This window comes from Bacillus cereus group sp. BceL220 (assembly GCF_051776965.1).
GTDB lineage: Bacteria > Bacillota > Bacilli > Bacillales > Bacillaceae_G > Bacillus_A > Bacillus_A cereus.
On record NZ_JBPWBC010000026.1, the window covers coordinates 1 to 24,303 of the forward strand.

The window sequence follows — 24,303 nt, forward strand, 5'->3', positions numbered from 1 at the left end:
TTCATAGTGATTCTATAATAAAAATAACTTTAAAAATCAATTAACATATAAAATGAATGAAAAAGATTTTCAAACCATAACAATGAATAAAATATTTAATAAAATCTATTTCTTATTTTAAATATAAATCATATTCTGATATGATATATACATATCTAAAATATTAGCAAACAATAGTTATGGAGGTGTCCTTTCATGACACATGATTTATTGTTCATTACAAAGCCTACTGTAACGACAAAAGAGGCAGCCGACTTATTAGGAGTAACGGTACAAACAATTTTAAAAAAAGAAAAAGATGGATTAATAGAATGTGTATATAAAGATAACTGGAAGCAATTCGGTAGTAAGATTTTCTATTTAGAGGATATTGAACGTTTAAAAAATATAAATGAGGTTAAAGGCCTTAGCACGAAAGAAGTAGCTGGAATTCTTAATGTTGCACCATCTACTATTTTTACATACATCAAATCTGGAAAATTACCCGCAACAATGGTAGAAAAACGAGGAAAACAAGTATACCTTATCGATGAGGAAGAGCTAGAGATTTTTATGCTTGATTATGAAAAAACCAAAACTAAAGAGCGAAAAACATTCATTACGAAGATTCAAGATGAAGATATATACTTATATCAATTATTAACACATCAACATAACGGAAAAACAGCTAGGGTAATAGCAATCAATGGAGCAGACGGCAAGATTCTTACAGAGGACGAAGAAATTTTCCCTCTATCCACTTATAAGGAACATGATTACTCCTTTGAACCTTTCAATAAAAAAGCGGTAATTACAAAACGAGGGTATTTATCTTTTTCATTTAAAAAACCTCAACTATTTAATTCTATCACTTATAATTTAATAAATTTATTTTATAAAGAGCTAGGTGTCACAAATATGCGATTGAGTATTTCATCAGATACTATCAGATTAGAAATTAAACCTTATGTATTACAGGTAGATCCATTGCAGTTTCAAGAGGAGATTAAATACTTACATTCTCATATGAAATCTGGCACGATCCTTCCACATGTAGAAGGTATTTACTTTAAAAGTAATGTAGAACCATTAACTTTTCATGCAGATCATGAATTCAAGCAAAGAGTAATACAAATGGCAACGGATGCTGGTATGGGACAGGAAGAATTCTTATTACAAGCTGTAAAATCTTATATAACAAATTTTAAAAAACACTAAATCTACTACTTATTAAAAGAAGCGTAGAAATAAGATCCTTCTACGCTTCAAAAATATTTATCTTTTGCAATAAATGCAACAGATGGAAAATATCATAAATATAAAATTGGGATTTTCCAGGTTTGTATGTTACAGGTTATTATACCCATAAATGTATAATTTTTTGTTTCCAGAATTAATTACGCTTATAAGTACACGAAACGATTAATTCTTTATAAACCACTCAAAATAGTCACTTAACTTAAACTAGCTATGAATTATAAACCTAAAAACCAAATAAACTATCACTATAATAGAAATAGAATTTCAGTATCGAAGAGTTCGTTAAATAGGAATTTAACGAACAGTTTAGGAGATGGGTGTTATCCCCCTTCTTTCTTGTTGTACAAGGACAAGAATCTCTAAACTATTTAGACAAGAAAGTCTAAACTTTCACTTTGATGTATTTGTTGAAGCAAGAAACTATAAACTAATATTTATTAGTTCACTTTGGAACTTTTTATAAAAATTTGTATAGTATAGAGTGAAATTAAAAATGTATTAAGATGGAAATGGTATTTTTTTAAACAAAAAACCTAGTTTTTACTAGGTTTTTTGTTTAACTCATTTATGTTCTACATAAGAAATCCCCAAAAAATTTTATTAAGAATATTTACATTCTAACACTTTTTTGAAATCCAACATATAATGCTATGAGCATTTACAACATAGTTTGGGTCATTAATAAGAAAATAAATTTCTATTCAAAGATTTACTTTGAATATTGTAATATCACTGGCTAAGTATTTTAGAGTTTCTTGTCCTATTTTCAAAAAGTTTAGACGCTCATGTCCCGTTATTGAGACATGAAAGTACCTACAAAATTTATAGTAATGGTTATTTATCAATGATTGTTCTTGGAACTTTAGTTTAGACGTTCATGTCTTTCTACATTTCTGTACAAAGACATGAAAATGGGTACTTTTTAGAAAAGAATGTGGATACCACTTTTAAACGATAGCTTCTGTGATATCTAATTTTATTACATTAAGAAATATTATATATATATCAATACACGCATACTGGTATTATTTTAATTAAAAACTTGTACTAAAAAAAGACAATTACTTTAATTCATAAGTAATTGTCTTTTTATTAAAAGGTAGTTATTTCTAATAATAAATCCAAGTGAAAAATCCAACAATATAATTAACTATTTTAAATTTAACTGTTAAGCAGACTTAGAAATTGCCCTATTTTAATAGCGATTTGAGAACCACTCTCCACCATCGAATTAATATCCGTTAGGGATTCTTTTGCTCTTCTAAGAAGAGATGGTTTTGGTGACTGCCCCTCTTCAATATTTTGGGCTACTTCTCCAACAAAGTCTATAGCATCTTCTTGAATATCTTTATTTACTAAAGAAGTATCTTTTAATAGTTCGATTAACTCTTGCGCTACCTTTTGAAGGTCATTGCTTTCACCTTGGTTATTAGTTTGAATAGCTTCGATATTCCCTTGCTCTGCATAATTAAACTGTCCAACATTTCCTTGAATTAATACTTTTGCGTTCGGTTTTTCATCAATTCCCAATTCAATCGCCATCTCCTCTAAATAATCTGTAATGTGATTTACTAAAAGCCTAACTACCTGATAATTAAATTCACGTACTTGATCCGAAAATTTCGCTCCCTTGTAAAAAGCATATCCATATGTCAATTGATTATAAGAAGATAAATTTTCTGTCGCATACTTTAATAGTTGATAGATAAAGCTAATTTCTTCGTTATTATCAATTGGAATGTCATATTTCGATTCATATGCCTTTGAGTTTAGTATTTCTTCTATATCATAATCTTGTGTGTGACATTTACGTATAAAGTCATAAATAATAGACTCATTTTCAATATAAGCAATAAACTTTATAGCTAATCTCATAGTCTCATGAATATCAGTGGAATATAATAAATCCCCAGAGACCCTTCTAAAACTCTTAGATATAATTTTAAATTTTTTAATAGGGATTAGAACAGTTGATTCCAATTAATTCACCCCACAATATGGACAAAATGGCTGGTGTCCTGCTGTTGTTAATATCGTTAACTTTGCATTTCTATTACAACATAAAAATAATATTTCATTTAGATCATCTTTTTCATATAGTTCTTTTATTGGTTTTGATGTATTTTGCTTCTTTGCTTTAAATTTTATGTTTTTACTTTTTTTTGAAGTTTTCTCTAACCCTTTTAATAAATCATTTATCATGTTTGCTAACTCATTCTCTGCAATAATTAAGGCATTTTCTTTGATATCTTCAGTGTAGTATGTAGAAACTGAACTTGGAATCCCACAGCTAGGGCAAAACAGCTCTAAAACGTCATCTTCTTGTACTTCATCCGGCCGTAATTTAAATTCTTCCCCGCATAATGAGCACTTAAAAGATGAAAATCCAGTTAGGTCACTAGGTTTAGTAATTACGAATTTTTTGGTCATTACAACATCTCCCTAATTTATGGATGAAATTTATATGTTGTCTATATAAAAATATTTAAAGAAAATGCTCAAATTTAACCTTTTATATGAAAATTATTAATCATGTTAATGGTATTAATGGCTCTATCAGTTACAGCACTTGCAGCATGTGGAAATAATCGTGATCCTGAAGAAGTTGCTACAGCGTATTTCGAAGATGCGAAAGAAGGAAATGTAAAAGATTTTGGAGAGTTATTCACTCCTGAAGCTAAGAAAATCGTTGCTTTTGTGGGCGGAAATGCAGATCTAATGAAATCAGTTAGTAAAGACCTTAAAAGCTATAAAATTCGTAAAGTTGAAGAGAAAAATGAAATTGCTACGGTAACGGTTGATGCTGTATATAAAGGTGATCCAAAAAAAGTAATCGTAATTGGACTAGAGAAAACGGACGAGGGTTGGAAAATTAGTAAATCATAGAAAAAACGGTCTAGAAATTCTAGGCCGTTTTTTATTTCCCTGCTTTATCTCTTAAACTAAAGAATATTAAATGCGTTTTAATCAAACTTTTTTATAAAACTAAATGTTTATTAAAAAAAACGAATCCAATTTGAACTAATCTTTTTCAAATTAGATTTGTTTTGCTTTCTGTAGAATAAGTGTTTTTTTCATTAAACTATATTTCAAAGTAACACTTATGCCAAAAACGTCTACAAAGTCTAGTGACAGAGTTCCTGCTCTAGTCCATAGACGGGCTGTTTGTCGTAAGGAGTTGGATCGGAATGATGGGAAGCTCCAGCCGACCAGAAAAGCGGTGCGTTTGCGGCTATGCCCATCCGATTGCAACTATCTGGTGTGCCGGACCGCCGACCTTAGTCCAGGAACTTCCGGTTCCGTCATACCTGTAGACCGCACCTCGGTCCGGAGTCAGTCCGAAGACCGTGTCATCGGTAACGGTGAACATAGCGCCCGGACCGCCGATATACTGCCAGTTGTGCGGGCTTCCGAGGTAACGAAATAAGTTGCCGTTTGTCGGGTTCGTGGCGACGAGCCCCCAGGCTCCGCCATAGATTTCTCCAGCGGCATTTCCTATTTGTGTCCAATTTGTTCCGGTTCCGTTATACCTGAATACGCCACTCTTATTTGGGTTTAATCCGTAAACAGAGTCGGCGGTGACGGCGAACATGGCGCCCGGACCGCCGATGTGTTGCCAGTTGTGTGGGCTCCCGAGGTAACGGAATAAGCTACCGGTGGTGGGATCGGTGGCGACGAGTCCATAGCGGCCACCATAGAGTTCCCTTGCATTCGATCCAATTTCTGTCCACGAGGTGGATGTGATACCATTGTGCCTTAAGACTCTTGCGTTGAGAACTGCGTAGATCCCTTCTGCGGTGAGTGCAATTGATCCCGTGCCGGGCGGATCGTTGGGGGTCAGGTTTCTCCAGTTACCATTACCGATGTGTAAGAAAATAGCTCGGTTAGGTCCGAATGCGACGACCAGGCCAGCGCCACCTCCGTGAAGCTCTCGATAAGCACCAACTTGAGAGGCTGTGGCGACTTGTCGCCAGCTGGTTCCTCCGGTGTAGACGAACACGGATTTAGTGTCGGGGGTGGAGGCGGCGATGGTATTAGTTATGGTCATTTGAATTCGCTCCTTTTTCAGCTCATTGTCGGTAGTCAGTCCACACTTTTCGTCGTTATTTTTTGCACGACTTAATTGAGTTAACCCATTAAACCCAACCCTGAAAGAAGGTATGATATTTGGGTGAGTTTCTTATATTCGTGGACTTCCTGAGAATGCTTTTTGATTTGGTCAAGCCTGATGATAGTTTTCCTATTGATTAGGATCTGTGATGGTAACCGCAACAGTGACGGGCATGTGTAGTTACCAAAGTCGTCTTTGGCGCGAGACCTGAAGTAATGAGGCGTCAATAGATTCTCTGTCGAATTTATGCACGATTTTATCGTTGTTAGGATTAAATTTTACATAATGTGGAACTCGATCATATTTAAATGGTATTATGTTTGGACGTAAAATAGCACACAAAAAAAGCCCTCTAGATGAGAGCCCTGCAAAATATTATTTTTAAACAAAGTTTGATTAAAAAAGTGCTATGAACATTGATTTTATAATGGAGCCTTCGTATTTACCATATTATTTGTGTTTGTAGATGCTGTGTATAAAAAAGATTCTAAAAACGATTACAAAAAAGTAATCGTAATTGAATTAGAGAAAACGGACGAAGGTTGGAAAATTAGTAAATCATAATAGAAAAGTAAAGACCTTTAATTGATTAAGGACCTGTACTTATTTATTATCTGGGGTACCACATGCTTTTTTATTTTAGGGTTACAATTTCGCTTTAGTTAAATGCTGATTGGCAAAGAAACCCTATAATAAATTAAAAATTGTAATCAAAACAAAGGTACCTATTTTTCAATTTCCCAGTAGCCAATTTATATAGTTATAGGTATTAGTTACCTAGGATAAAGTATAATATCATTTGAAATTAGTCTTCCTATAGGCTGTGTATGAGCGGCATCTTTGTATAATTGAACCATAATAACTGTAGTTTCTTTTTCGCGAACATTACCTATTTTTAGTTGTTTTATTGGAGTTTTTGAAGAAAAACTTCCAACAGTTTTATCATGAGCTACAGACTCTAGGCCTCTATCTGTTAAAGCCGCATCGTAATACATTTTACTACAATTTCCTTCTGCCTCTAATTGCATACCCACGATTTTATTATTGGACTTATATTCAGTTTGATCAGTATTCACTCTAGCTTTACAATTGTTACCTGCAGCTGTCACTTTATACCATCCTCCCGATGCAGCTTCAGCATTTCCAGATGAAATGAAAATACAACCAAACATAAAACTTAATCCCAATAAAACTTTCATATAATGTTTCATAATCCCCCCTTTCTATTTGTTTATATAAACATTAGCATATTTATTTAAGATTTGGTTATTTTTCCTATATTTTTAAAATAATTATAGTACATTATATTAATGATGGTGTTTCTTTGTTGGTGTAATTTCTTTATGTAGTCGCAAACCAATAAATTTTCTAGAGCTATTACATTAATCGTTTATGTATATCTAATATGTAAAATATAGCACTTAATTAAATTGCATAAACTAAAAAAGACGAGATGTTCCAACATCTCGTCTTATAACTATTACTGTTAAGGTGGTTGTTAATATTCATTATCTTTTTTAAGCTCACGCACTTTTTCTTAACCTTAAGTTGATGGTCATATTTGGTGACTTCGATTATATTAGCATAATGTTTAGTTGTTTACTATACACTATCTGGATGTCCCCTCGCTATATTCTTATCTATCAATAATATGCGTAAAAATTACCATATACTACTTCATCTGAGTGATTTGTAATTTTTAATTTATATGTTCCTTTTTTGACATTTTTAAATTTAAGTATTTTAGATTTGCCTTTATAAGTTCCATCTATTGCATCAGATTCTTCATTCTTGCTTTCAACATTTATTAATGTATATTCTACATTAACATCTGTTGTATCATCTGAGTATTGTACGGCTACTATTTCCACATCTCCATTACTTTTTAGATAAATTTTTTGCTTCCATGTATAACTGTCTCCAGGATCTACTCCTCGGGTGTTTTTAAAATGTGTAGATTCTGCTGCTGCTGAGGACGCACCAAAAACTGTGAAGCACAAAAATAAACTCAGGATACTTACTAGTACTTTTTTCATAATAGTCTTCCTCCTAAATGATATTCTTTCTTTTCAACAAAATAATAACATTAGGATGAAATGAAAACATTTTAATTTTCGAATAATTAGTGAATTTGATATTGAGAAAGTTTTTCTGCCTCAGAGAAAACGGATGATGGTTGGAAGATTAGTAAATAATAAAAAACGGTCTAGAATTCTAGGCCGTTTTTTATTTCTCTCAATCTTCTTCATCTTCGAAATCACGTAGATTAGCAAGCAATTCTGAAAATGTTGAGCAAACAGGATGTATTGCTTTTTCCATGTCCTCTTCTTCATGATCCCAAAATACGATTTTTGGTGATGTGGGATTGTTACGATAGTCAAAGCATAAGAAATTCCCAAAAGGGTCATTTGCGAAAGGATATATGTTGTCTAATAATTCTTCTTTTACATCTTCGTAATTTTTAACAATTGAATACTCATCTTCCATATGGAAGGTCATTAAATCATTGAATACATTTTCATCTTGTCCTGGTACATCAAATATTTTAGGACGAGGGTAACCTCCATCGTATTCTTTCACACATTCAATAAAATCATTAGGTAGTTTAATGTTTAAGTATTTTTCTACTTGTTCAATTTCATAATCTGTAACTTTTTCTTTACTTACACCGACCCATACAATATTATGCATTAATAAACCTCCCTATTTTTCTCCGTCTTTACCCCAGATGTTATACCCACCCGTGTGACCAGTCTGCTTATGTAATTTTGCGTCTACAAGCTGCATTCTGCCTGTGTCCTGATGGTGATGCCATGTATATGTTTTGGGTTTCTGACCATTTTTAAATAATTCAATTTCCTCTGCTGTAAATTTAGCAGCAAGTTTTGGATCTTCTAATATTTGTTCGTATAACAGCTTATTACATATTCTATCATGAGTAGGTCTTGATTTTTTAAAGTCAACTTCTTTTAATTTTACTTCAGCAAAAGCATCGAAAATAGGGAATCCATTTAAGTCATATGGTATACCTGAAACTGGATGTTTGTCTCCAGCTAACTCCCCTTTTCTTAAGCTAATTGTCTTTGGACCATTTTTACCTTCATAAGTATAGGTAGCTGCTTTCTGTAAATATTGTTGTGTACTTCCGACTCCCGCATATGAAAGGTGATTTCCAGCTTTGAATTCATAGTTATTTAATATGTGTAATGCATTTCTGTATGCCGGAGAATTAATTACAAGTGATTTTCCTTTAGTAAAACCTGTAATAGCAGCTAACTTCCCAACTTGTCCTGCTTTACTAAGACCCTTATCCCCCAGAAGTCCGAGTCCTAACGTTGCTACACCATAAGCTACATAATGCTCTCTACTTTCCATATCTCCATTCCAAAGATTGTTTACAAATGAATCTGATAGAGCATTCAATGCAGCAGGAATAGTTTCCTCATAGTTTACAATCGCATCTCGCATATTCAGCCAGGTTTCTTTATCACCTAAGGATATAAGTCCTTCCCACGCATCCACTGCACCATCTATAAAACCGGTAGAAATACCAGTCCATGCAGCATTTAAATCTTTTTTATTGAAAAATGACTCTTCTGATTTTGGAGGGAGTTTTCCACACATGGCACCTTCTTGAATATCAGAATCAACTAAATTTCCACCATACAATTCATCCGCTTCTCGGAATTTAACAGCTGCACGTTCTAATTCTACTGCAATTTTATCTAATTCTTGCAAAATGTTAAACATCATTGGCTTGGCTTCATTAAACATCTGATAGAAACGATCACTGCTTGCTCCGCTCCACTGAGAAGCTATATATTCAGTTTGAGAGTATAAATCTTTATGTATATATTCTAATGATGATCGCGTATTTCTTACGGTTTTAGAAGCTTGCTCTAATTGTTCAGGTGTTACCTTAATCTGTGTACTCATTCCATCCCTTCTTTGCTTGTATATTAAGAAAATTATAACATATCACTGATTTATATACGGTTATTACTCGAAAATCACCAGCTTGAAAAGCAAAAGTATACTCTCGCTTTATATAACTAAATATATTCATGCAATTGACTGGAACATAATAATTATGCAAAATATAGAAAACACGTTAAATTGTAGGTATTTTCTATAATACATATAAATGTTTATGATCGTAAATAGAAGGGAGTTTATTATGGAAACAACTGAAAGATTAAAATTCAAAGAAATGCTTCAAAAAGAATTATTAACTAGCACGCAAGCTGCAAATTTACAAAATGTGACGAAACAACGTTTTGGCGTACTCGCTAAAACATATGAAATAATACCAATTCATGAATCTTCACAAGGAAAATTATTTCTACGAAGAGATATTGAAGAATTACGAAATGGAAGATATAAAAGAAACTTTAAAACTCCTCCAATTTTAATTCATGATCGTGGAACTATCAATCGCCATTAACTTTCTTTGAACATAACAGGGATAAATTAAACGAAATTAGCGGTATTTTTATTTACAGAAACAAATTAGATGCAGTATTAGATGATTTTTACTTGGAAATAGACTCCAGCTTTCAAGAGAAAAAGGAAGATCCTAAGGGATTTTGCAATATGTCTGGAATAATAAATTAATATTTGTTCAAAAACAATTTGAAGGTGATGAATTTGATAACGGTAATACTCAGACCTTTTTAAGCGAATATATTTCTATCACGCCAAATATTAGAGACATAATTATTTTTAATTCTAGAGAAGAAGCTATAAAAAAAGGATATTATATAAGAGACCATAAAAATAATGAAGTCGCTTATCAAGTGATAATTAGGGATGCATCAAATAGAGAACTATGGTTACGTCTTTCTATTTTACCAACTGATAAACCATTAAAATATACAAAAGATGTTAATGAACTTCTCTCATTCTGTGGTATTAATATAGAAGAACCCATAGAAACACTTCCAGATAAATTTAAACGTTGGCTTACAATCAAGCCACCTATTCTTCCGTCAGAGGTTATTACTATCGAAAATTAATATGAGGTGCATCAACCTTATAGAAAAATTGACCCAAAAATAAAAATATGTTATCTTTACAGTAGAACATATATATTGAATGCATATTTAATGTATATAAAGTATAGCACTTAACTTAATTGCATAAACTAAAAAGACAGGATGCTGGAAACATCCCGTCCAATATGTAACTGCCGCTGTAAGGTGGTTGGTTGCAAGTTTTTAGTTATTTTCTTTTTGAACCACCTTTTGTCTTGCCGGACGCGGTGGTTCTTTTACGTTTATTATTACTTTTAACTAACTTATTTGCATAAGCAGTTGCATAAGTTGTTACGAATACTGTTATGAATAGCTTCGTAGCATCTTGTAATAATTGAAGTAAAAAATCCATATCGGTTACACCTCCTTTCCCTCTTTAATTAAGAGAAAGAAAGGGTGCAACCTCCCACCGCACGTCTTCAGTTACTATCTACATTATACCATAACCCCTACTGTATTAAGATATTATTAAAGTAACCCTTTTAATTTTGATAGTAGCTTTAAAGCTTTAAATTTGAAAAAGAAGTTTCTTAGTATGTAGACTAATATCAAATATTAGTTAGTTTACTATAATATCAATATGTATACTTAAAGTCTTCTTTTTCGTAATTTATTTTCTATGTTTTATACCAAATTACTTTCTTCTATTGAGCGCCTCTCATACTATTAAGTAAACAACACCTTATTTTCCAAAAATATCAATATTATAGATTGTGAAACTTTTTCTCTTATAATCAGTTCCTTTTTTGTAATAACAGCAATTTTGACTGAACAAACAAAAAAACAACCTCTCAAATTCGCTTGTAAACGACATTGGTGTTTTAGGTAATGTAATTAGACCTGATAGTTCATAAACTTCTTAAAAACAAAAATAGACCCCTTATAACGTTTTTGTTTTTTTAGGGGTCTATTCTCTCTGGAATTTCTATTCTTCTATGTCTTCTTTTACTTCTGCGGTTAAAATGTCTTCAGCAAACTTCTTGTAGCCATTATACCCTTTCTTTTCAGCCTTTTTCTTTATTGCTTCCAATACCTTTTCATCAAGGTATTGACTTAAATGCTGCTTTTCTTCTTTCGACTCCTCTTTTGAACTATTTTCAATTCTTTCTTTGAAAATTTCCAAATCGGATTTTAAGTACAATCGTTCAGTAGATTTCCCTTTAGCAATCTCTTTAAAGGGCAATATCCCATCTTTAGCCGCATTATGAACGTAAGTCTTAGACTTATTTAGAAATTCAGCTGCCTCTTTTAATGTTAAAGAGTCTTTGTATAATTCCTCTAACTTTTTTTACGTCTTCTTGCTCAAAACGATATCCGCCATCTGCTTTCCAGGTAGCCAGATTGATAGGTTCGATCTGTTTATACTTAATTAAATAGCCTAATTGATTTTTTGTTAAACCTACCCTATCGCATACCTCTTCTAAAGATAAATAGTTCATTTCTCACCTCATCCGAAACTCTCACTCTAGCTGTTGTTTGAATTTTCTTAGTTGATACTTTGTTAAACCTGTTTCTTTTACTACATCTGTGATTGAGTACCCCTTATACTGAAGATACTTAAATGGATTTTCCATATAACGTTCTCGTACCTTATTAAAGGTACTCTTTTTCGACAAAGAATTCAATTGCTCTCCTTTCTCTCGTATGGAATCGAAAATGGGACAACCTTTACAATGTTTGTAGTTTCTCTGTTTTGCCTGTTCTTGCTCATCTGTACAATTCACTGATAGGTTGTTCAGAGGGCAAATTGAACAATGGGTACTTTCTAAATTATGGATTTCATGTAAAATTTTCAGACGAAGATGAGTCAAAAAAATCTCCTCCTACCGCATTTGGATTGAAATGTACAAAAAAATCAATTAAACATTTCCATTACACATTATCTAAACAGAAACGTTAAATATTAAGGGAAATATATTAATTTAATTATTTCAATTTATACCACAATAAATAATCTATTTAATTTTAAAACCTAAAACAAGCATAACCCCGTTCTAAATTTAGGACGGGGTTAAAATATAGTTATTTAATTTTCGATATAAGATACTTCACTGTACTCAAAAATATAACAATAAAGTCTTTTGGAAATCTAAGATTTATTCAACAATAGCGCGCAATTCTGGAAGATTTCAAAAACGTTTATTTTTCTTTTAACATTGAATACTTTTGATAAGTTTTATAGAAGCTGATACCAACGAAAACAAGCATAAGGGCTGGCAGCAACCTCAAAAGGACAAATGGAGTTTCAAATAATAATGCATTCCAAAACAATGCACCTTTCATACTCCAAAGACCTTCAGTTAAATATACACCTGAATTCTTGTAAAGCATATGAAAATAAGGCAATAACAGTATACCAATACCAGATGAATAACCCATCAATCTTTTATAATAATTGCTCTTTGATTGGCGATCCGAGAAGATTTCATTTTGATCATCATCTTCTTTTTGCCAATATCGAGTTCCACTAAGCCAGGGCCCCTTTATATAGTTCCAACCGAAATCTTCATATATCACTCTGTAATCTTTAAACTTTTTCTTTGACAAATAATCTTGATAATCCAGTCGCATCACATATCTCTTGTCGGTTTTTTCGAAAGTGTATATTCCTAATCCACTAATATTTGTACAACGATAGCCTTTTTGTAATTGCTCATTCAGCCATTGCTCCTCTTTTTCGATATCAAAAAATATCTTAGCTTTCTTCATTCGATTCACTTCCTTCGTACAGGGATAAAATATGTAATAGCCTATTTTGCTCCATTTTCAAAATGGCACTTCCTTCCGCAGTTATCATATAAACTTTTCTCCGACCTGACTCTCCAACAGATTCAATCCAACCATGCTTATTCAAGTTTTCAATCGCACCGTATAATGTACCAGCTGCTAAAATAACAGTACCGTTACTTATCTTTTCTATCTTCTGCATTACGGCATAGCCATGGAGTGGCTCACGCATAGCTAATAAAATATAATGCATGGTTTCAGACAACGGTAGTAATTTATGTTTCATATCCTCATCCTTTATTCAGTTCGACTATATAGTTCAACTGAATAATAATGTAATACAGTTCAACTGAATAGTCAACAACATTTTCGAAATTAGTCAAAGGAACTTAAAATAAATAGCTTGATAACAAGGGGGAAATCAAGCTAAAAAGTCACTTTCCTTACGTAAGGGAAAGCGACTTTTTGTGTAGTCTTATTCAATTAAATGGCTCAATTGTTGAATAACATGACCATCATTTTTTAAATAACTTTATTATGTTTTAAACAAATTTATTGTAAATTAAACAACTTTATTATCTCTGGACACTAGCTTGTTAAGAAAGAATAACGTTTTTTTGTACTTGAGGGTAGTGGAAATTCTTAAGGTGATGGGTATGTATGGTGACCCCTATTAATTAATTTCTTTCCATTCTTGTTCTAAAATACTGTATAAAAGAGAATCGCGCCAGCCATCTTTTAATAACAAACTTTCACGAATTCTACCTTCTTTAGTCATTTTATTTTTTTCTAGCACTTTTTTCGAACCTATATTTCTTGGATCACAAGTCGCAAAGATACGGTGAAGATTTAATTCTTCAAATCCAATTCTGATTAACATTTGCGATACTTCTGTAGCAAATCCCATTCGCCAATAATTTGGATTTATGATATATCCTATTTCACCTTCTCTATTTTTAAAATCTCGAATATTTATCTCACCTGCTCTACAAAATCTTTTGTTTCCTCTTCTGAATTCGGGCCCCAGGATTGATGCTGGCACACGATAGGCTGTGATGCGTGTGTATGTACATCTATCCAATCTTCTTCCATTTCCCGCAGCTTGAATCTATTATTTTTTAGATTATGAACCCTCCCAAAATTCCCCTCTTTCATAACTCCTTATCTTTCTAAATTTTATCACGATATTGCATTAATATAGCTTATTAACTTAATAAAAAAAATTGCATTTCATTTTATGATTTTGATAGAAGTGCAAATCTTTATCCGCACACCTAATAAACCCTTTATTTTAAGTGATTTGAATGTATACTTATTATCTTAGTTATATAATTTTAATAAAATTATATAGAATTCAATGTTTGAGGTGAAATGAAATTAAACTTTTGGGTAAAAGTTTAATTTGGAGTTTTGAATCATTTTATAACTAATTTTGTAATAAATTTCTCAATATAGATATACTTGTTAATTACGGTTATAATATTCTAAATTAACAAAAAATAAATTATAATATAAACATGATGGTTATCCTTTTGTTTACTCCTTGTGCTAAAGATAAGATCGTGTTCCCGGATCTTATCTTTTTATTTTTGGATTTTAGATACAAAAAAGAAATCCTTAATAGGGTTAGCACCACATTGCTATCAACCTAAAAAATCAAAATCCCCCCATAACGAAAATTCTATTCATTGTTGACTACTTATTATGATGGGTTATGTAAACTTTTCATCAATAAGATATATAATATATAAATAACGATTAACTGAGGTGAGAGTATGGAAGATACATATAAAATCCCAAAATTAGAAACAAAGCGTCTTTTATTAAAAAAACTAGATTTTCATGATTTAGATGATTTATTTGAAGTCTATTCGGATCCCCAAACAACTACATATGTACCTCGAGAGGTACACAAAAACAAAGATGAAACTCGTATTTTTTTAGAAAATACGATGGATACAGCTAAGAAAGGTAAGTCTTTCATATGGTCTATTATCTTTAAGGGTGATCAGAAAGCTATTGGAACCTGTGGCATCTGGAAATTATCACACAGTAGCGCTTCTTTAGGAGCCGTTATTAATCCACTTTATTGGGGAAAAGGAGTTATCGTTGAAGCTTTAGAAGAACTAATAAAATTTGGCTTTCAAGAATTAGATTTAAATCGTATTGAAGGAAGATGCGACATAAGGAATACAGCGTCTGAACGAGTTATGCAAAAGCTAAAAATGACATATGAAGGAACATTGAGACAAAGTGTAATGATCAATGGTATGTATTGCGATTCTAAGGTATATTCTCTTTTAAAACATGAATATGGTAACTTTCGATAACGAAAAATATGTAATGTTATCAAACGACTAAATGAGGTACCGTCACATTGCCATAAAGCTAAGGTTTCACACTATTCTTTAAGCAAAAAAGACGTTATTCTTACTGTAGAATTATAGGAAAGGATGGCATTTTTTGTATGTCTAATTCTGTATCTGACGACTTACAATTATTTGCACAGGAGATTAAGAGTCTTTTATCCTCAAATACCTTACAGAATCTAGCTAGAGATGTTGGATTTGTACAGCGAACAAGTAAGTATCAAGCACAAGATTTAGTAGCTTTATGCGTATGGCTTAGCCAAAGTGTAGCAAAAACTTCCTTAACCCAGTTATGTAGTTGTTTAGAAGCATCAACAGAAGTACTCATAAGTCCTGAAGGACTAAATCAAAGATTTAACGCCGCAGCCGTTCAGTTTCTACAACAAGTATTAGCTAAACTTCTGAACCAAAAATTATTTTCACCTAGGCTGTTTTCTTCTTCATATAATTCTATTTTTAAGCGTATTCGTATCTTAGATTCCACTGCATTTCAACTTCCAGATGTATTTTCATCGGCTTATCCTGGTGCAGGAGGTTGTAGCCATAAGGCTGGTGTGAAAATTCAACTTGAGTATGATTTGCTAAGTGGACAGTTCCTACATATTCATACAGGACCAGGTAAAAAACATGATCGAACCTACGGTTCCCTGTGTGTCCCAACTATAACAGCGAATGATTTATGTATTCGAGATTTAGGTTATTTTCATTTGAAAGATCTTTAACATATACAAGATAAAAAGGCTTATTATATCTCACGTATCAAATCTAATACACGTATTTATCAAAAAAATCCTAACCCTGATTATTTTCAAGACGGCAGAATTAAGAAAGGTACAGAGTATATCCAGATAGATATGGAGGTTTTAATGAACTCTCTTCAACCAAGACAAACATGTGAAATATCCAACGCTTATGTAGGAATGACTGATAAAGTCCCAGCTCGTGTGATTGTTCATCGACTAACAAAAGAACAACAACAAAAACGATTACAAGATCAAACTGTAAGAGAAAAAAGAAAGGAATGCAGTATTCTCCTCGTAGTAAACGACTTAGCGGTATCAATCTATATCTGTAGGGGTATTCTTTACGTCGGCAAATCGAGATTTTATTTAAAACGTGGAAATCATTCTTTCATATTCATCATTGTAAAAAGATAAAACGAGAACGATTGGAATGCCATTTGTATGGGCAACTGATTGCCATTCTATTCTGTTCTTCTACCATGTTTCAAATGCGGCAATTACTTCTTATGAAAAAGAAACGAGAACTGAGTGAATATAACGCCATATATATGATTAAAGATTACTTTCTTCTTTTACAAGCTATACAGAAAGACACCCAGGAGCTATCAAAGATTTTAATTCGCCTGTTCAACCTCCTACAGCAAAACGGGCGGAAGTCTCATCGATATGAGAAGAAAACAGTCTTTGATATATTAGGTGTCGTTTACAATTGTACCATGTCTGATATTCAAGCGGCTTAATTCAAAAAAGGAAACCCGTTAGGGTTTATTTCGTATGCAAATCTTTAAATTCCCTACACGTAGCCTTTAGAAAAAAGAAACATCCTCTACTATAATTGACGTTGTATGAGCTTAGCTTGATAGCGATGTGTGGGTACCCTAATACATCAATTAGATGTGTGAACCTACCCATTTGAACGGAAATTGGCATAGTAACTATATTCATTCCCTATGAATCCTACCACTATACGGATTCGAATTGAAGCATTGGATTTAAAATTGGAACCAGTGACTATTAAATTACTATTTTGCTTGGATACTTTGATTGTAGATTGGATAGGGTGTGCTGATGCTGGTTGCGATACAATGAAGGATAAGTAGCTTGAGGTCCACGGTGTGGAAGGACGAAGTTAAATCCAATGGCTTGGTGACTACCGCCTGCTGGGCAATTTCTATTATACGGATAACCGTAATAAAAAAGTGCGTAGCACCTTCCGCAGTTTAGATTTCTTCTTAAGTTACTTTCTTTCAACTTTGTTATTTATTCTTATTTTACAGGAGGCCCTTGCAACGGACTGTGTCGATCGTCCTCGGTACCAATGGATCCGCAGCATAAGGGCTCTGTAATGATGTTTTTTGTCGTGCGATAACCAAGATAGAAGAATCCTTTAGTATTATGCGGTGCTAAGTCGTGATACTCTACTTTTCCTTGTCATCGATGTCAAAACAAATCATAAGCCGGCCAATCTCTGATGCGCGTAATAATCGTCCACATCAGGTTGTCTAGGTCAGATCGCATCTTTGTCAATTGTACATCATTTCGAGAGTTGACTAACACGGCCCAGCAATATCCGTGATGCGTTCGCACAGCGATTGAAGCCGAACCTGGTATGTCTCCATCATGAAAATAATTACCAGAAGGATGAACGGCCCATCCCTTTGCGTAATTTGAAGGGGTCCCATCTATTTTTGGTGCAGTCGTGGTTGTATACATCGTCGCTAGGGATCCTCTATTTAGGATGTCCGGTTTAGAGGAGAAACGATCCACGCGAACGAGGAAACGAACGAGATCCGTTGCAGATGCGATCCAACCTCCATGTGCGTCCATGCGAGAAACCCGGATCGTGTAAGGATTTGAGCTGCTTTGCGGGTAATATACAACTTCGTTCGCCCGACGATCCGCAAGAGTGTCACCGGCAATATGCATATCCGTAATACCGCAGGGTGCGAGGACATGCTGTCGAACATAGTCAGCATAGGCCATACCTGAAACTCGTTCAATCACTCGGCCAAGCAGCAAGTAACCGAAGTTGAGATAATCGAAGGTCCGTCCCGGCACATAAGTTAATCGTTCGTTATCAAGCATCCATGTGATAAGCTCATCTTGATTTAAGTTAAAATGGCTAAACATCGGATCCTGCGTTTGCGCCCAACCACTTGTATGTTCCAGAAGATGTTGTACCATTATTTGGTCGATATTTGTACTGTACGGCTGTGTCCCATAAGTGGTGCCGAGGATAGCGTTTGTACCAAATACTCTGTCGCCAAGTTTTAGCCGTCCATCTTCGATCAATTTGAACACCGCCGCAGAAGTAATCGGTTTTGAGACACTGGCAATTCTAAAGCGGTGGTTGGTCGTGACTAGTTCATTCGTTGCCCGATTGGCAAGGCCATATCCCTGAGCAAAGACTAAGCGCTCTTGGTATGTGAGAGCTAAGGATGCTCCTGGAATCCCGTGATTGTTCATAAAGGTCGTCACGGTCTGCTGAATGAACGCTAGATCACTATCGGACAAGTAAGGCTTGTGCCATATTGCTGCATATCGCACTTCTCCATGCAATGGGTATCCAGTAACCCTAACTAGACGGAATCCTCTAGACAGCATAGAATTAAACTCGGCTTGATAATCGGCGGCTGATAAACCATGGCGGGCGGACCATGTAAGAGCCGGTCCTTTGATCCATATCGCCGCATAAAAGTTTTGACCGGCAATCTCATATCCACTTACACGCCACAATATAAACCCTTGGTTGCTCCAGTGATTAAACTCAGTTTGGTAATCAGCAGAGCTCAAGTTATGACGGGCGACCCAATTAGGGATTGGAGATTTATCCCAAACCGCGGCGAATCGTGGCTCACCAGCTACGTTATACCCACATATGTCTATCAATCGAAACCCTTGCGAAATGAGGTTATTAAATTCAGATTGATATTGAGCCGCGGTCAGCCCATGGCGAGCGCGCCACTCGGGACCAGCAGTTTTTTCCCAAAGAGATGCATAACGATCTGTGCCAGACACTTCAAAACCGCTAACGCGCACTGGGCGGTATCCTTGAGCAGCCAGGTTCGTAAATAAGGCTTGATGATCCCCTGAGGATAGTCCGTGCCTAGCCTGCCACTCGGGACCTGGCGACTGTTCCCAGATAGCACTATAACGATCGACTCCACTTACTCCGTAACCACTAATATCAATGAGTCGATATCCTTGAGATAGTAGCGAATTGAATTCAACCTGAAATTGGGTGGATGTAAGTCCATGCCGAGCTTGCCATGCATATGCCATATAACACACTCCTCGTAACATTGTTTAAAGAAAATAAAGTAATAGATTAAGTTGATATGGGTTTCTGATCTGAAAATAGGTTAGCTTAATTTCTTTATTTTCAATAGTTATAGTTATGCTTTATTACTCCACTTCAATCCCAAAAATTCGTGACCAATAGGAACTTATTTTGTTGAAATTTGTGGTTCTGGCGCAAAAACTCTAAAGCTCTTGCAAGTAATGCCCTAAACTTGGACTTACGGATAGTATTATTCTAAAACAGGTGTGTGATTGACATGAAAAAGCTTGAGAGGGACTTTAATAAATTCAATTGTACTAAAACTGCGGAGGAACATTGGGCGGAACGTGAAAAGTTCCTCAATGAATTGCAATTGATATTAAATATAATATAAGATTATTAATCAAATTTATAGGAGCTTTTCGTTTAATCATTTTTCAAGCCCTTGCTTAATTGCAAGAGCATATTCCTATTAGAAATACAATTTTAGTTACAGTTAAGTTGATGGGCATGTGGCGAATTTAGAAGGCCATGGGGTAGCACCAATCGCCATCAAGCTAAGAAAAATAAATACCCCATCGTTATTAAGTTAAGTAAGATCTTCCTCCCTAAAACGATAAAAATAAACTTCAGTACTATAAAAAACAAAAATTTCCCGTTTAGAGAATACTCTAAAATCTTAGCTTGATGATTATGTGAGCGACCCCAATTATAAGAATCTCTTAATCCAGTTTAATAAACAACAATTTCAGTTGGTAGCAGGTTGGCTAAAGCAGGCATTTGAGATGTATTCTACCTTTACTTCTTTTTGAATCATACTTCTCTCCTGTTTTTAATACAATAAGCCTGTAAAAGTGGGTTCTACGTATTCTTCTAGGTTATCAAAATCAACGATATCCAACACAACATCATGGGGTTTTCTCAGGACTTTGGCATTACCACCGACTACATAAATCATAATTCGTTTTTCTTCCACCTGTTTCACCCTTTCTACACCCTAGTTTTACAAAATAAGAAGTCATCAAAACTTATATTTATTACTTCCTGTTATCTCCTCTCTTGTTCTATGCATAGTCTATTTAAATTTTAATTGGCTACTAAAAAAGAATTTACAGGATGAATGAAAAAAGCCAAGTGCATTGCACTCGGCTTTATGGTCGATTAAACAATTTTACTTCAGAAGTATTGAACTGATGTAGATAATCTTTAGTACAAGTATAGCCTGAATCAATGAGTGTTTTCTTTTCTTTTTCTGTAATATCAAAATTAATTGACGACGTAAAGAATGTATTGATAAATACAGTACGAGCAGCATCTTCTTTTGTTGTTTTTCCGCTCGCTTGTCCCTTAATCATGGTTTGAGATAAATTCCATACAAAATCAATAAGTGAATGGCCAATATGATGTTTTTTTGCACTTGCTATATGTTTCAACATCGCAATCTCAGCACGAGATTCTAAACGGAAACCTAGTGTTTCCTTGTTGTACACAATTTCATCTGCAGGATCAAAGAAAGATACATTGTAGTTCGTATGTAAGTTTCTTAATGCAGAATGCTGATCCGTATTACTTACCAGTTTATTAACCTCGTCGATTGTGTCTGTGGTCGTGAAGTGTTCTTCCTTACTTACAAAACTTTTGCGATCAAATAAACGGATTGGGTAGTTATCGAGTACACCTCCGTCCACATAATAATCTTCCTCCCATTCCACAGATTTGAAAAAGAATGGGATGGACATCGAAATCCGCACAGCAACAACTAACGGGACGTCAGGCGTAGTCTCACGAGAAAACGTGCGAAGCTGATGTGTAGAAACGTTTGTTCCTTGGAAAAACACGTCTTTTCCTGTTTTGTCATACAACTGCTGAAAGGTTGTGTCCTTACTCCCTGTCCATTTTTCAATTATTGCACCTATCCACTCAGTGAAAAAATCCCCTTTATAAATGCCAAAACCATCAAAAAACAGACGAATATTATCTTGAATAAATAAAAAATCATGATCTTTAAATGCTTTGAAATTCATATCTTTGTGGATTTTTACGATATCTGCGAATGGAATGGAAAGACCTAAAAGTAATGCAGTAATTGCTCCTGCTGAAGTCCCCCCAAACCGTTGTATTTTTGGCAAAATCTCTTCATCGTTTAGTGCGCGGATGGCACCGATAAAAGCGACCCCTTTTACCCCGCCCCCTTCAAATACTAAATTACGAAATGGATATGTCATTATATACCTCCAATAGAGAATTTTTCGATCTGTTATAGTATCGGAAGTGGATTGAAATATATTCCAAATAATATTGAAAAAGTTTCATGCTATGCGATACGTATGGCGAAATTATCTTTATTCAATGAATGAATTGTTTAAAAAAGAAAACATCGGCTTGGAATGGTAATTTAGTAGGATAGGAAAAAGGAAGTGGGGCGCTTCATTAGGTGCACTGAATAATAACCCTTTGGGAATTGTATATAACATAACTTCTTTTCCGATGCGTACTCCAAGTAAAATCACGAGTATGAAACCAAGGAACAATCTAACTTTTATAAAGCCCTAATCTTATTAACATACAATCCAGTAAAATAATTTGTTTCAGATATGTAGAAATATGGTTTAACCAGCAATCAGTGATCAGGTCTTCTTACCCTAAGTAAACCTAAATCTATTTGTTTCCATACGGGAAGAGATAAATAGTTTTGTTCCCATTCATGCAATTAAACGGATATGTATAATTACATATCCGTTTAATTGCTTTTAGTGCTATATTTTAATAGCGATGAATGCTATTATTTCATAAGTTGTCAACAAGCGTTATGTATGAGAAAAAAGAAGGGGCCAAATAGGTCCCTTCCTTTTTCTACTAATTAACTGAATTACTCTCAGGTAAAAATTTAAATAGTAATGCTCATTTACAGGCGTCTAATTATACATTAAACATGCTAGCTTTGCTTGATACTAGAAAAATTAAAGATGGTAGCTTTAAGTTACTAAGAGGCAATAATTCATCAACACGAAGATAGATTTATTTTGGCTAGATAAACGCAGGTTTTGTTATAGACATTAAGAATATTTCTATAATTTCATAAGGTGGGTAATCATTTGCTTCAATTCGCATTATCATTACATAAAAAGGACATACCTATCCACATAACCGATAGTCATATATATCCATTTATTATTTTATAGTGAAATAAATAATGGTTCAAAGTTATTTTATGAAAATTATACAAAAAGTAATAATTCATCGTTTACCCAACAATAGATAATCTAGGTAAAGAAAAAATACTAGAGAATATCACAGTGTAGTAGTCTCTAGTATCTTTTCATAGTATTTTAAGGGCTATGCAATACGGAAGGATATAAAAAGGACCTCTTACGGAAAGATAAGAGGTCATCAAGAAGATACAAATGTTGTATTTGAAACACGCGAGTTTCTAATTCACATCATAACACAATATATTCATATATTCAATATATACATTAAAAGCGAAGAATGTATGTTCAAAAAAACACGAAATGGACAGCTAGACCATAATAAATACACACTTCATTCCATTATGAGAGCAGTTAGCTTTTGCTAGCTGCTTTTATTTATAGATTGGCTTTAACTATCTTTTTTCTTGTGTTCCTCATTAAGCCAGATATATTTCCCAATAATTTAAAGGTGCATATCCAACTAAATTTAGTGATTGAGTATACACCTTGAATTTTTTATTTATCTCTTTAAACAAATGTCATAATTTTTTGATTTATATTGGTATTGTTCGTGTACGTAATCCCATTGAAATAAGAAATATAATTAATTTGAATTTAATTATATTTACATATACTTAACCTTATGTTAAGGTATACTTTACTATAAATAATTCTAGTTAATTTTTGAATATCTTTACCCATATAATAAGAATACATAAATGATATGTAAATTATTATTTTTAAATTTCATATGCAATTATCGCAAATTAATCCATATAACAAAATAAAAGGATGTTTAATAGCTGTGCTAAAGGTGTAACATATGAAATTCAATGAATAACTTGTAAAAAGAGGTTAATTTGAATTTAACTGCAACAAAGTTGATTATAAACGAATTTTTTAAGGATGTGAGAATATAATGAAACCGGTTTTTAAAAAAATATTTTTTTCCTTTATTTTTTCTGTAGCAGGGCTGTTCTGTTTTTTTAAATCACATGGAGACCTGTTATTGTCTGGAGTGGGAGTTTTAATGAGCTATTTATCTTTATTTAATATAATGAGTTTATACCCTGAAAATTCTCATGATAAAATATTTACTAAAGTTCTCAAAAAAATCTCAGTTATTTCCTTTAGTTTTGCTGTATTAGGAATATCATTTGGTGTAATACATGAATTATTAGGAGCATGGAGTCTCAGTATAATGGCAAATTATTGGTTTCTAATGCTAGGCTTATATGTAACAAACATAATGTCATTAGTTATTATAGTGTTTGCAAATCAAATTGATCAACATTATCCCTGGATATATAGAACTCTTATACTTTTAAATCTACTCCTTACCTTAGGGCCAGTTTTATTGCCAATATTTATTCTGATTCTTGGAAATGGCATGAACGCACATACAATATGGTAATAGTATTTAAGTTACATAAGTCAAGGCTGACATATAAGCTTCTACATATTTTAAGAGCGTGTTTAATAACCAAAAATTAAACATGCTCTTTTTAATTATGAGCGATTCATCCAATACCTATCCTGACATGATTACTAGGACTAAATATAGAGTACAAATTTTATAAAATTTCATAAATATGTAGTTTTAGATATTT

At 33.5% G+C, this 24,303-nt stretch carries 20 protein-coding genes and 4 pseudogenes; 8 read left to right on the forward strand and 16 right to left on the reverse strand.

Translation table 11 applies throughout. From position 1 onward, the window contains the following. The first annotated feature begins 195 nt into the window (after positions 1–195). Positions 196–1,197, forward strand: a complete 1,002-nt coding sequence (locus ACS2FK_RS29050) for a helix-turn-helix domain-containing protein (RefSeq protein ID WP_063549408.1) — start codon at positions 196–198, stop codon at positions 1,195–1,197. 1,203 nt (positions 1,198–2,400) lie between these two features. Here the strand turns inward: ACS2FK_RS29050 and ACS2FK_RS29055 are convergent. Together ACS2FK_RS29055 and ACS2FK_RS29060 are read right to left on the reverse strand one after the other, a co-directional pair. Next, positions 2,401–3,114: a hypothetical protein gene (locus ACS2FK_RS29055; RefSeq protein WP_063550062.1), complete on the reverse strand. Its 714-nt coding sequence runs from the start codon at positions 3,112–3,114 to the stop codon at positions 2,401–2,403. A gap of 105 nt (positions 3,115–3,219) precedes the next feature. Then, the gene (locus tag ACS2FK_RS29060) at positions 3,220–3,669 is read right to left on the reverse strand and encodes a hypothetical protein (protein WP_063549410.1); all 450 of its coding nucleotides are present in this window, start codon (positions 3,667–3,669) and stop codon (positions 3,220–3,222) included. A 102-nt stretch (positions 3,670–3,771) separates the two neighbouring features. Here ACS2FK_RS29060 and ACS2FK_RS29065 point away from each other — a divergent pair, with 102 nt between their 5' ends. Next, positions 3,772–4,125 carry a DUF4878 domain-containing protein gene (locus tag ACS2FK_RS29065; RefSeq protein WP_063549412.1) on the forward strand — a complete coding sequence of 118 codons (354 nt, stop codon included), beginning with the start codon at positions 3,772–3,774 and terminating at the stop codon, positions 4,123–4,125. A gap of 346 nt (positions 4,126–4,471) precedes the next feature. On the opposite strand, the gene ACS2FK_RS29070 is transcribed toward ACS2FK_RS29065, so the two are convergent. Beyond that, on the reverse strand, positions 4,472–5,287 hold the full coding sequence (locus ACS2FK_RS29070; protein WP_063549414.1) for a tectonin domain-containing protein: 816 nt from the start codon (positions 5,285–5,287) through the stop codon (positions 4,472–4,474). Positions 5,288–5,797: 510 nt separating this feature from the next. Here ACS2FK_RS29070 and ACS2FK_RS29075 point away from each other — a divergent pair. Continuing rightward, a pseudogene (locus tag ACS2FK_RS29075) lies at positions 5,798–5,914 on the forward strand (DUF4878 domain-containing protein); the annotation flags it as partial. Between the two features lie 209 nt (positions 5,915–6,123). Here ACS2FK_RS29075 and ACS2FK_RS29080 read toward each other — a convergent pair. From ACS2FK_RS29080 to ACS2FK_RS29095, 4 genes are all read right to left on the reverse strand, one after another. After that, on the reverse strand, positions 6,124–6,561 hold the full coding sequence (locus ACS2FK_RS29080) for a hypothetical protein (protein WP_230387364.1): 438 nt from the start codon (positions 6,559–6,561) through the stop codon (positions 6,124–6,126). 432 nt (positions 6,562–6,993) lie between these two features. Then, the gene (locus ACS2FK_RS29085) at positions 6,994–7,386 is read right to left on the reverse strand and encodes a hypothetical protein (protein WP_063549416.1); all 393 of its coding nucleotides are present in this window, start codon (positions 7,384–7,386) and stop codon (positions 6,994–6,996) included. A gap of 199 nt (positions 7,387–7,585) precedes the next feature. Continuing rightward, positions 7,586–8,041, reverse strand: a complete 456-nt coding sequence (locus ACS2FK_RS29090) for an SMI1/KNR4 family protein (protein ID WP_063549418.1) — start codon at positions 8,039–8,041, stop codon at positions 7,586–7,588. A gap of 12 nt (positions 8,042–8,053) precedes the next feature. After that, a complete protein-coding gene (locus ACS2FK_RS29095) occupies positions 8,054–9,286 on the reverse strand; it encodes a WXG100 family type VII secretion target (protein WP_063549420.1) in 1,233 nt (410 codons plus the stop codon). 241 nt (positions 9,287–9,527) lie between these two features. Here ACS2FK_RS29095 and ACS2FK_RS29100 point away from each other — a divergent pair, with 241 nt between their 5' ends. Both ACS2FK_RS29100 and ACS2FK_RS29105 read left to right on the forward strand, forming a co-directional pair. Then, on the forward strand, positions 9,528–9,794 hold the full coding sequence (locus ACS2FK_RS29100) for a hypothetical protein (protein ID WP_063549422.1): 267 nt from the start codon (positions 9,528–9,530) through the stop codon (positions 9,792–9,794). Positions 9,795–9,936: 142 nt separating this feature from the next. Continuing rightward, positions 9,937–10,365: a hypothetical protein gene (locus tag ACS2FK_RS29105; RefSeq protein ID WP_063549424.1), complete on the forward strand. Its 429-nt coding sequence runs from the start codon at positions 9,937–9,939 to the stop codon at positions 10,363–10,365. A gap of 205 nt (positions 10,366–10,570) precedes the next feature. On the opposite strand, the gene ACS2FK_RS29110 is transcribed toward ACS2FK_RS29105, so the two are convergent. The 6 genes and pseudogenes from ACS2FK_RS29110 to ACS2FK_RS29135 form a co-directional block, all read right to left on the reverse strand. Further along, positions 10,571–10,735, reverse strand: a complete 165-nt coding sequence (locus ACS2FK_RS29110; protein ID WP_000346798.1) for a hypothetical protein — start codon at positions 10,733–10,735, stop codon at positions 10,571–10,573. 573 nt (positions 10,736–11,308) lie between these two features. Further along, positions 11,309–11,822 (reverse strand): annotated as a pseudogene (locus tag ACS2FK_RS29115) (helix-turn-helix domain-containing protein). Between the two features lie 21 nt (positions 11,823–11,843). Then, entirely contained in the window at positions 11,844–12,194 is a 351-nt protein-coding gene (locus tag ACS2FK_RS29120) for a hypothetical protein (RefSeq protein ID WP_063549426.1), read from the reverse strand. A gap of 328 nt (positions 12,195–12,522) precedes the next feature. Next, positions 12,523–13,092, reverse strand: coding sequence for a DUF2812 domain-containing protein (locus tag ACS2FK_RS29125; RefSeq protein ID WP_063549428.1), 570 nt, complete (start codon positions 13,090–13,092; stop codon positions 12,523–12,525). Continuing rightward, entirely contained in the window at positions 13,079–13,396 is a 318-nt protein-coding gene (locus tag ACS2FK_RS29130; protein ID WP_000681020.1) for a PadR family transcriptional regulator, read from the reverse strand. Before ACS2FK_RS29130 ends, ACS2FK_RS29125 begins: the two co-directional genes overlap by 14 nt. 387 nt (positions 13,397–13,783) lie before the next feature. After that, positions 13,784–14,265 (reverse strand): annotated as a pseudogene (locus ACS2FK_RS29135) (GNAT family N-acetyltransferase). 620 nt (positions 14,266–14,885) lie between these two features. On the opposite strand from ACS2FK_RS29135, the gene ACS2FK_RS29140 reads away from it, so the two are divergent. Together ACS2FK_RS29140 and ACS2FK_RS29145 are read left to right on the forward strand one after the other, a co-directional pair. Beyond that, entirely contained in the window at positions 14,886–15,440 is a 555-nt protein-coding gene (locus ACS2FK_RS29140; protein ID WP_063549430.1) for a GNAT family N-acetyltransferase, read from the forward strand. Positions 15,441–15,577: 137 nt separating this feature from the next. Further along, a pseudogene (locus ACS2FK_RS29145) lies at positions 15,578–16,962 on the forward strand (IS4 family transposase). A gap of 700 nt (positions 16,963–17,662) precedes the next feature. Here the strand turns inward: ACS2FK_RS29145 and ACS2FK_RS29150 are convergent. From ACS2FK_RS29150 to ACS2FK_RS29160, 3 genes are all read right to left on the reverse strand, one after another. Then, complete coding sequence (locus tag ACS2FK_RS29150) at positions 17,663–19,504, reverse strand: serine hydrolase (RefSeq protein WP_088021126.1); 1,842 nt, start codon at positions 19,502–19,504, stop codon at positions 17,663–17,665. An 830-nt stretch (positions 19,505–20,334) separates the two neighbouring features. Continuing rightward, positions 20,335–20,487: a hypothetical protein gene (locus tag ACS2FK_RS29155; protein ID WP_196213905.1), complete on the reverse strand. Its 153-nt coding sequence runs from the start codon at positions 20,485–20,487 to the stop codon at positions 20,335–20,337. A gap of 166 nt (positions 20,488–20,653) precedes the next feature. Beyond that, positions 20,654–21,727, reverse strand: a complete 1,074-nt coding sequence (locus tag ACS2FK_RS29160; protein WP_063549436.1) for a patatin-like phospholipase family protein — start codon at positions 21,725–21,727, stop codon at positions 20,654–20,656. 1,885 nt (positions 21,728–23,612) lie between these two features. Between ACS2FK_RS29160 and ACS2FK_RS29165 the strand changes: the two genes are divergently transcribed. Then, positions 23,613–24,107, forward strand: a complete 495-nt coding sequence (locus ACS2FK_RS29165; RefSeq protein WP_000805584.1) for a DUF3902 family protein — start codon at positions 23,613–23,615, stop codon at positions 24,105–24,107. Positions 24,108–24,303: the final 196 nt, after the last annotated feature.

Excerpts from the sequence above, each read along its gene's own strand:
- ACS2FK_RS29090 (WP_063549418.1), bottom strand. The coding sequence starts at position 8,041 with ATGCATAATATTGTATGGGTCGGTGTAAGTAAAGAAAAAGTTACAGAT.
- ACS2FK_RS29100 (WP_063549422.1), top strand. The coding sequence starts at position 9,528 with ATGGAAACAACTGAAAGATTAAAATTCAAAGAAATGCTTCAAAAAGAA.
- ACS2FK_RS29065 (WP_063549412.1), top strand. The coding sequence starts at position 3,772 with ATGTTAATGGTATTAATGGCTCTATCAGTTACAGCACTTGCAGCATGT.
- ACS2FK_RS29060 (WP_063549410.1), bottom strand. The coding sequence starts at position 3,669 with ATGACCAAAAAATTCGTAATTACTAAACCTAGTGACCTAACTGGATTT.
- ACS2FK_RS29125 (WP_063549428.1), bottom strand. The coding sequence starts at position 13,092 with ATGAAGAAAGCTAAGATATTTTTTGATATCGAAAAAGAGGAGCAATGG.
- ACS2FK_RS29085 (WP_063549416.1), bottom strand. The coding sequence starts at position 7,386 with ATGAAAAAAGTACTAGTAAGTATCCTGAGTTTATTTTTGTGCTTCACA.
- ACS2FK_RS29095 (WP_063549420.1), bottom strand. The coding sequence starts at position 9,286 with ATGAGTACACAGATTAAGGTAACACCTGAACAATTAGAGCAAGCTTCT.
- ACS2FK_RS29160 (WP_063549436.1), bottom strand. The coding sequence starts at position 21,727 with ATGACATATCCATTTCGTAATTTAGTATTTGAAGGGGGCGGGGTAAAA.
- ACS2FK_RS29080 (WP_230387364.1), bottom strand. The coding sequence starts at position 6,561 with ATGAAACATTATATGAAAGTTTTATTGGGATTAAGTTTTATGTTTGGT.
- ACS2FK_RS29070 (WP_063549414.1), bottom strand. The coding sequence starts at position 5,287 with ATGACCATAACTAATACCATCGCCGCCTCCACCCCCGACACTAAATCC.
- ACS2FK_RS29110 (WP_000346798.1), bottom strand. The coding sequence starts at position 10,735 with ATGGATTTTTTACTTCAATTATTACAAGATGCTACGAAGCTATTCATA.
- ACS2FK_RS29130 (WP_000681020.1), bottom strand. The coding sequence starts at position 13,396 with ATGAAACATAAATTACTACCGTTGTCTGAAACCATGCATTATATTTTA.
- ACS2FK_RS29140 (WP_063549430.1), top strand. The coding sequence starts at position 14,886 with ATGGAAGATACATATAAAATCCCAAAATTAGAAACAAAGCGTCTTTTA.
- ACS2FK_RS29165 (WP_000805584.1), top strand. The coding sequence starts at position 23,613 with ATGAAACCGGTTTTTAAAAAAATATTTTTTTCCTTTATTTTTTCTGTA.
- ACS2FK_RS29055 (WP_063550062.1), bottom strand. The coding sequence starts at position 3,114 with ATGAGATTAGCTATAAAGTTTATTGCTTATATTGAAAATGAGTCTATT.
- ACS2FK_RS29050 (WP_063549408.1), top strand. The coding sequence starts at position 196 with ATGACACATGATTTATTGTTCATTACAAAGCCTACTGTAACGACAAAA.
- ACS2FK_RS29150 (WP_088021126.1), bottom strand. The coding sequence starts at position 19,504 with ATGGCATATGCATGGCAAGCTCGGCATGGACTTACATCCACCCAATTT.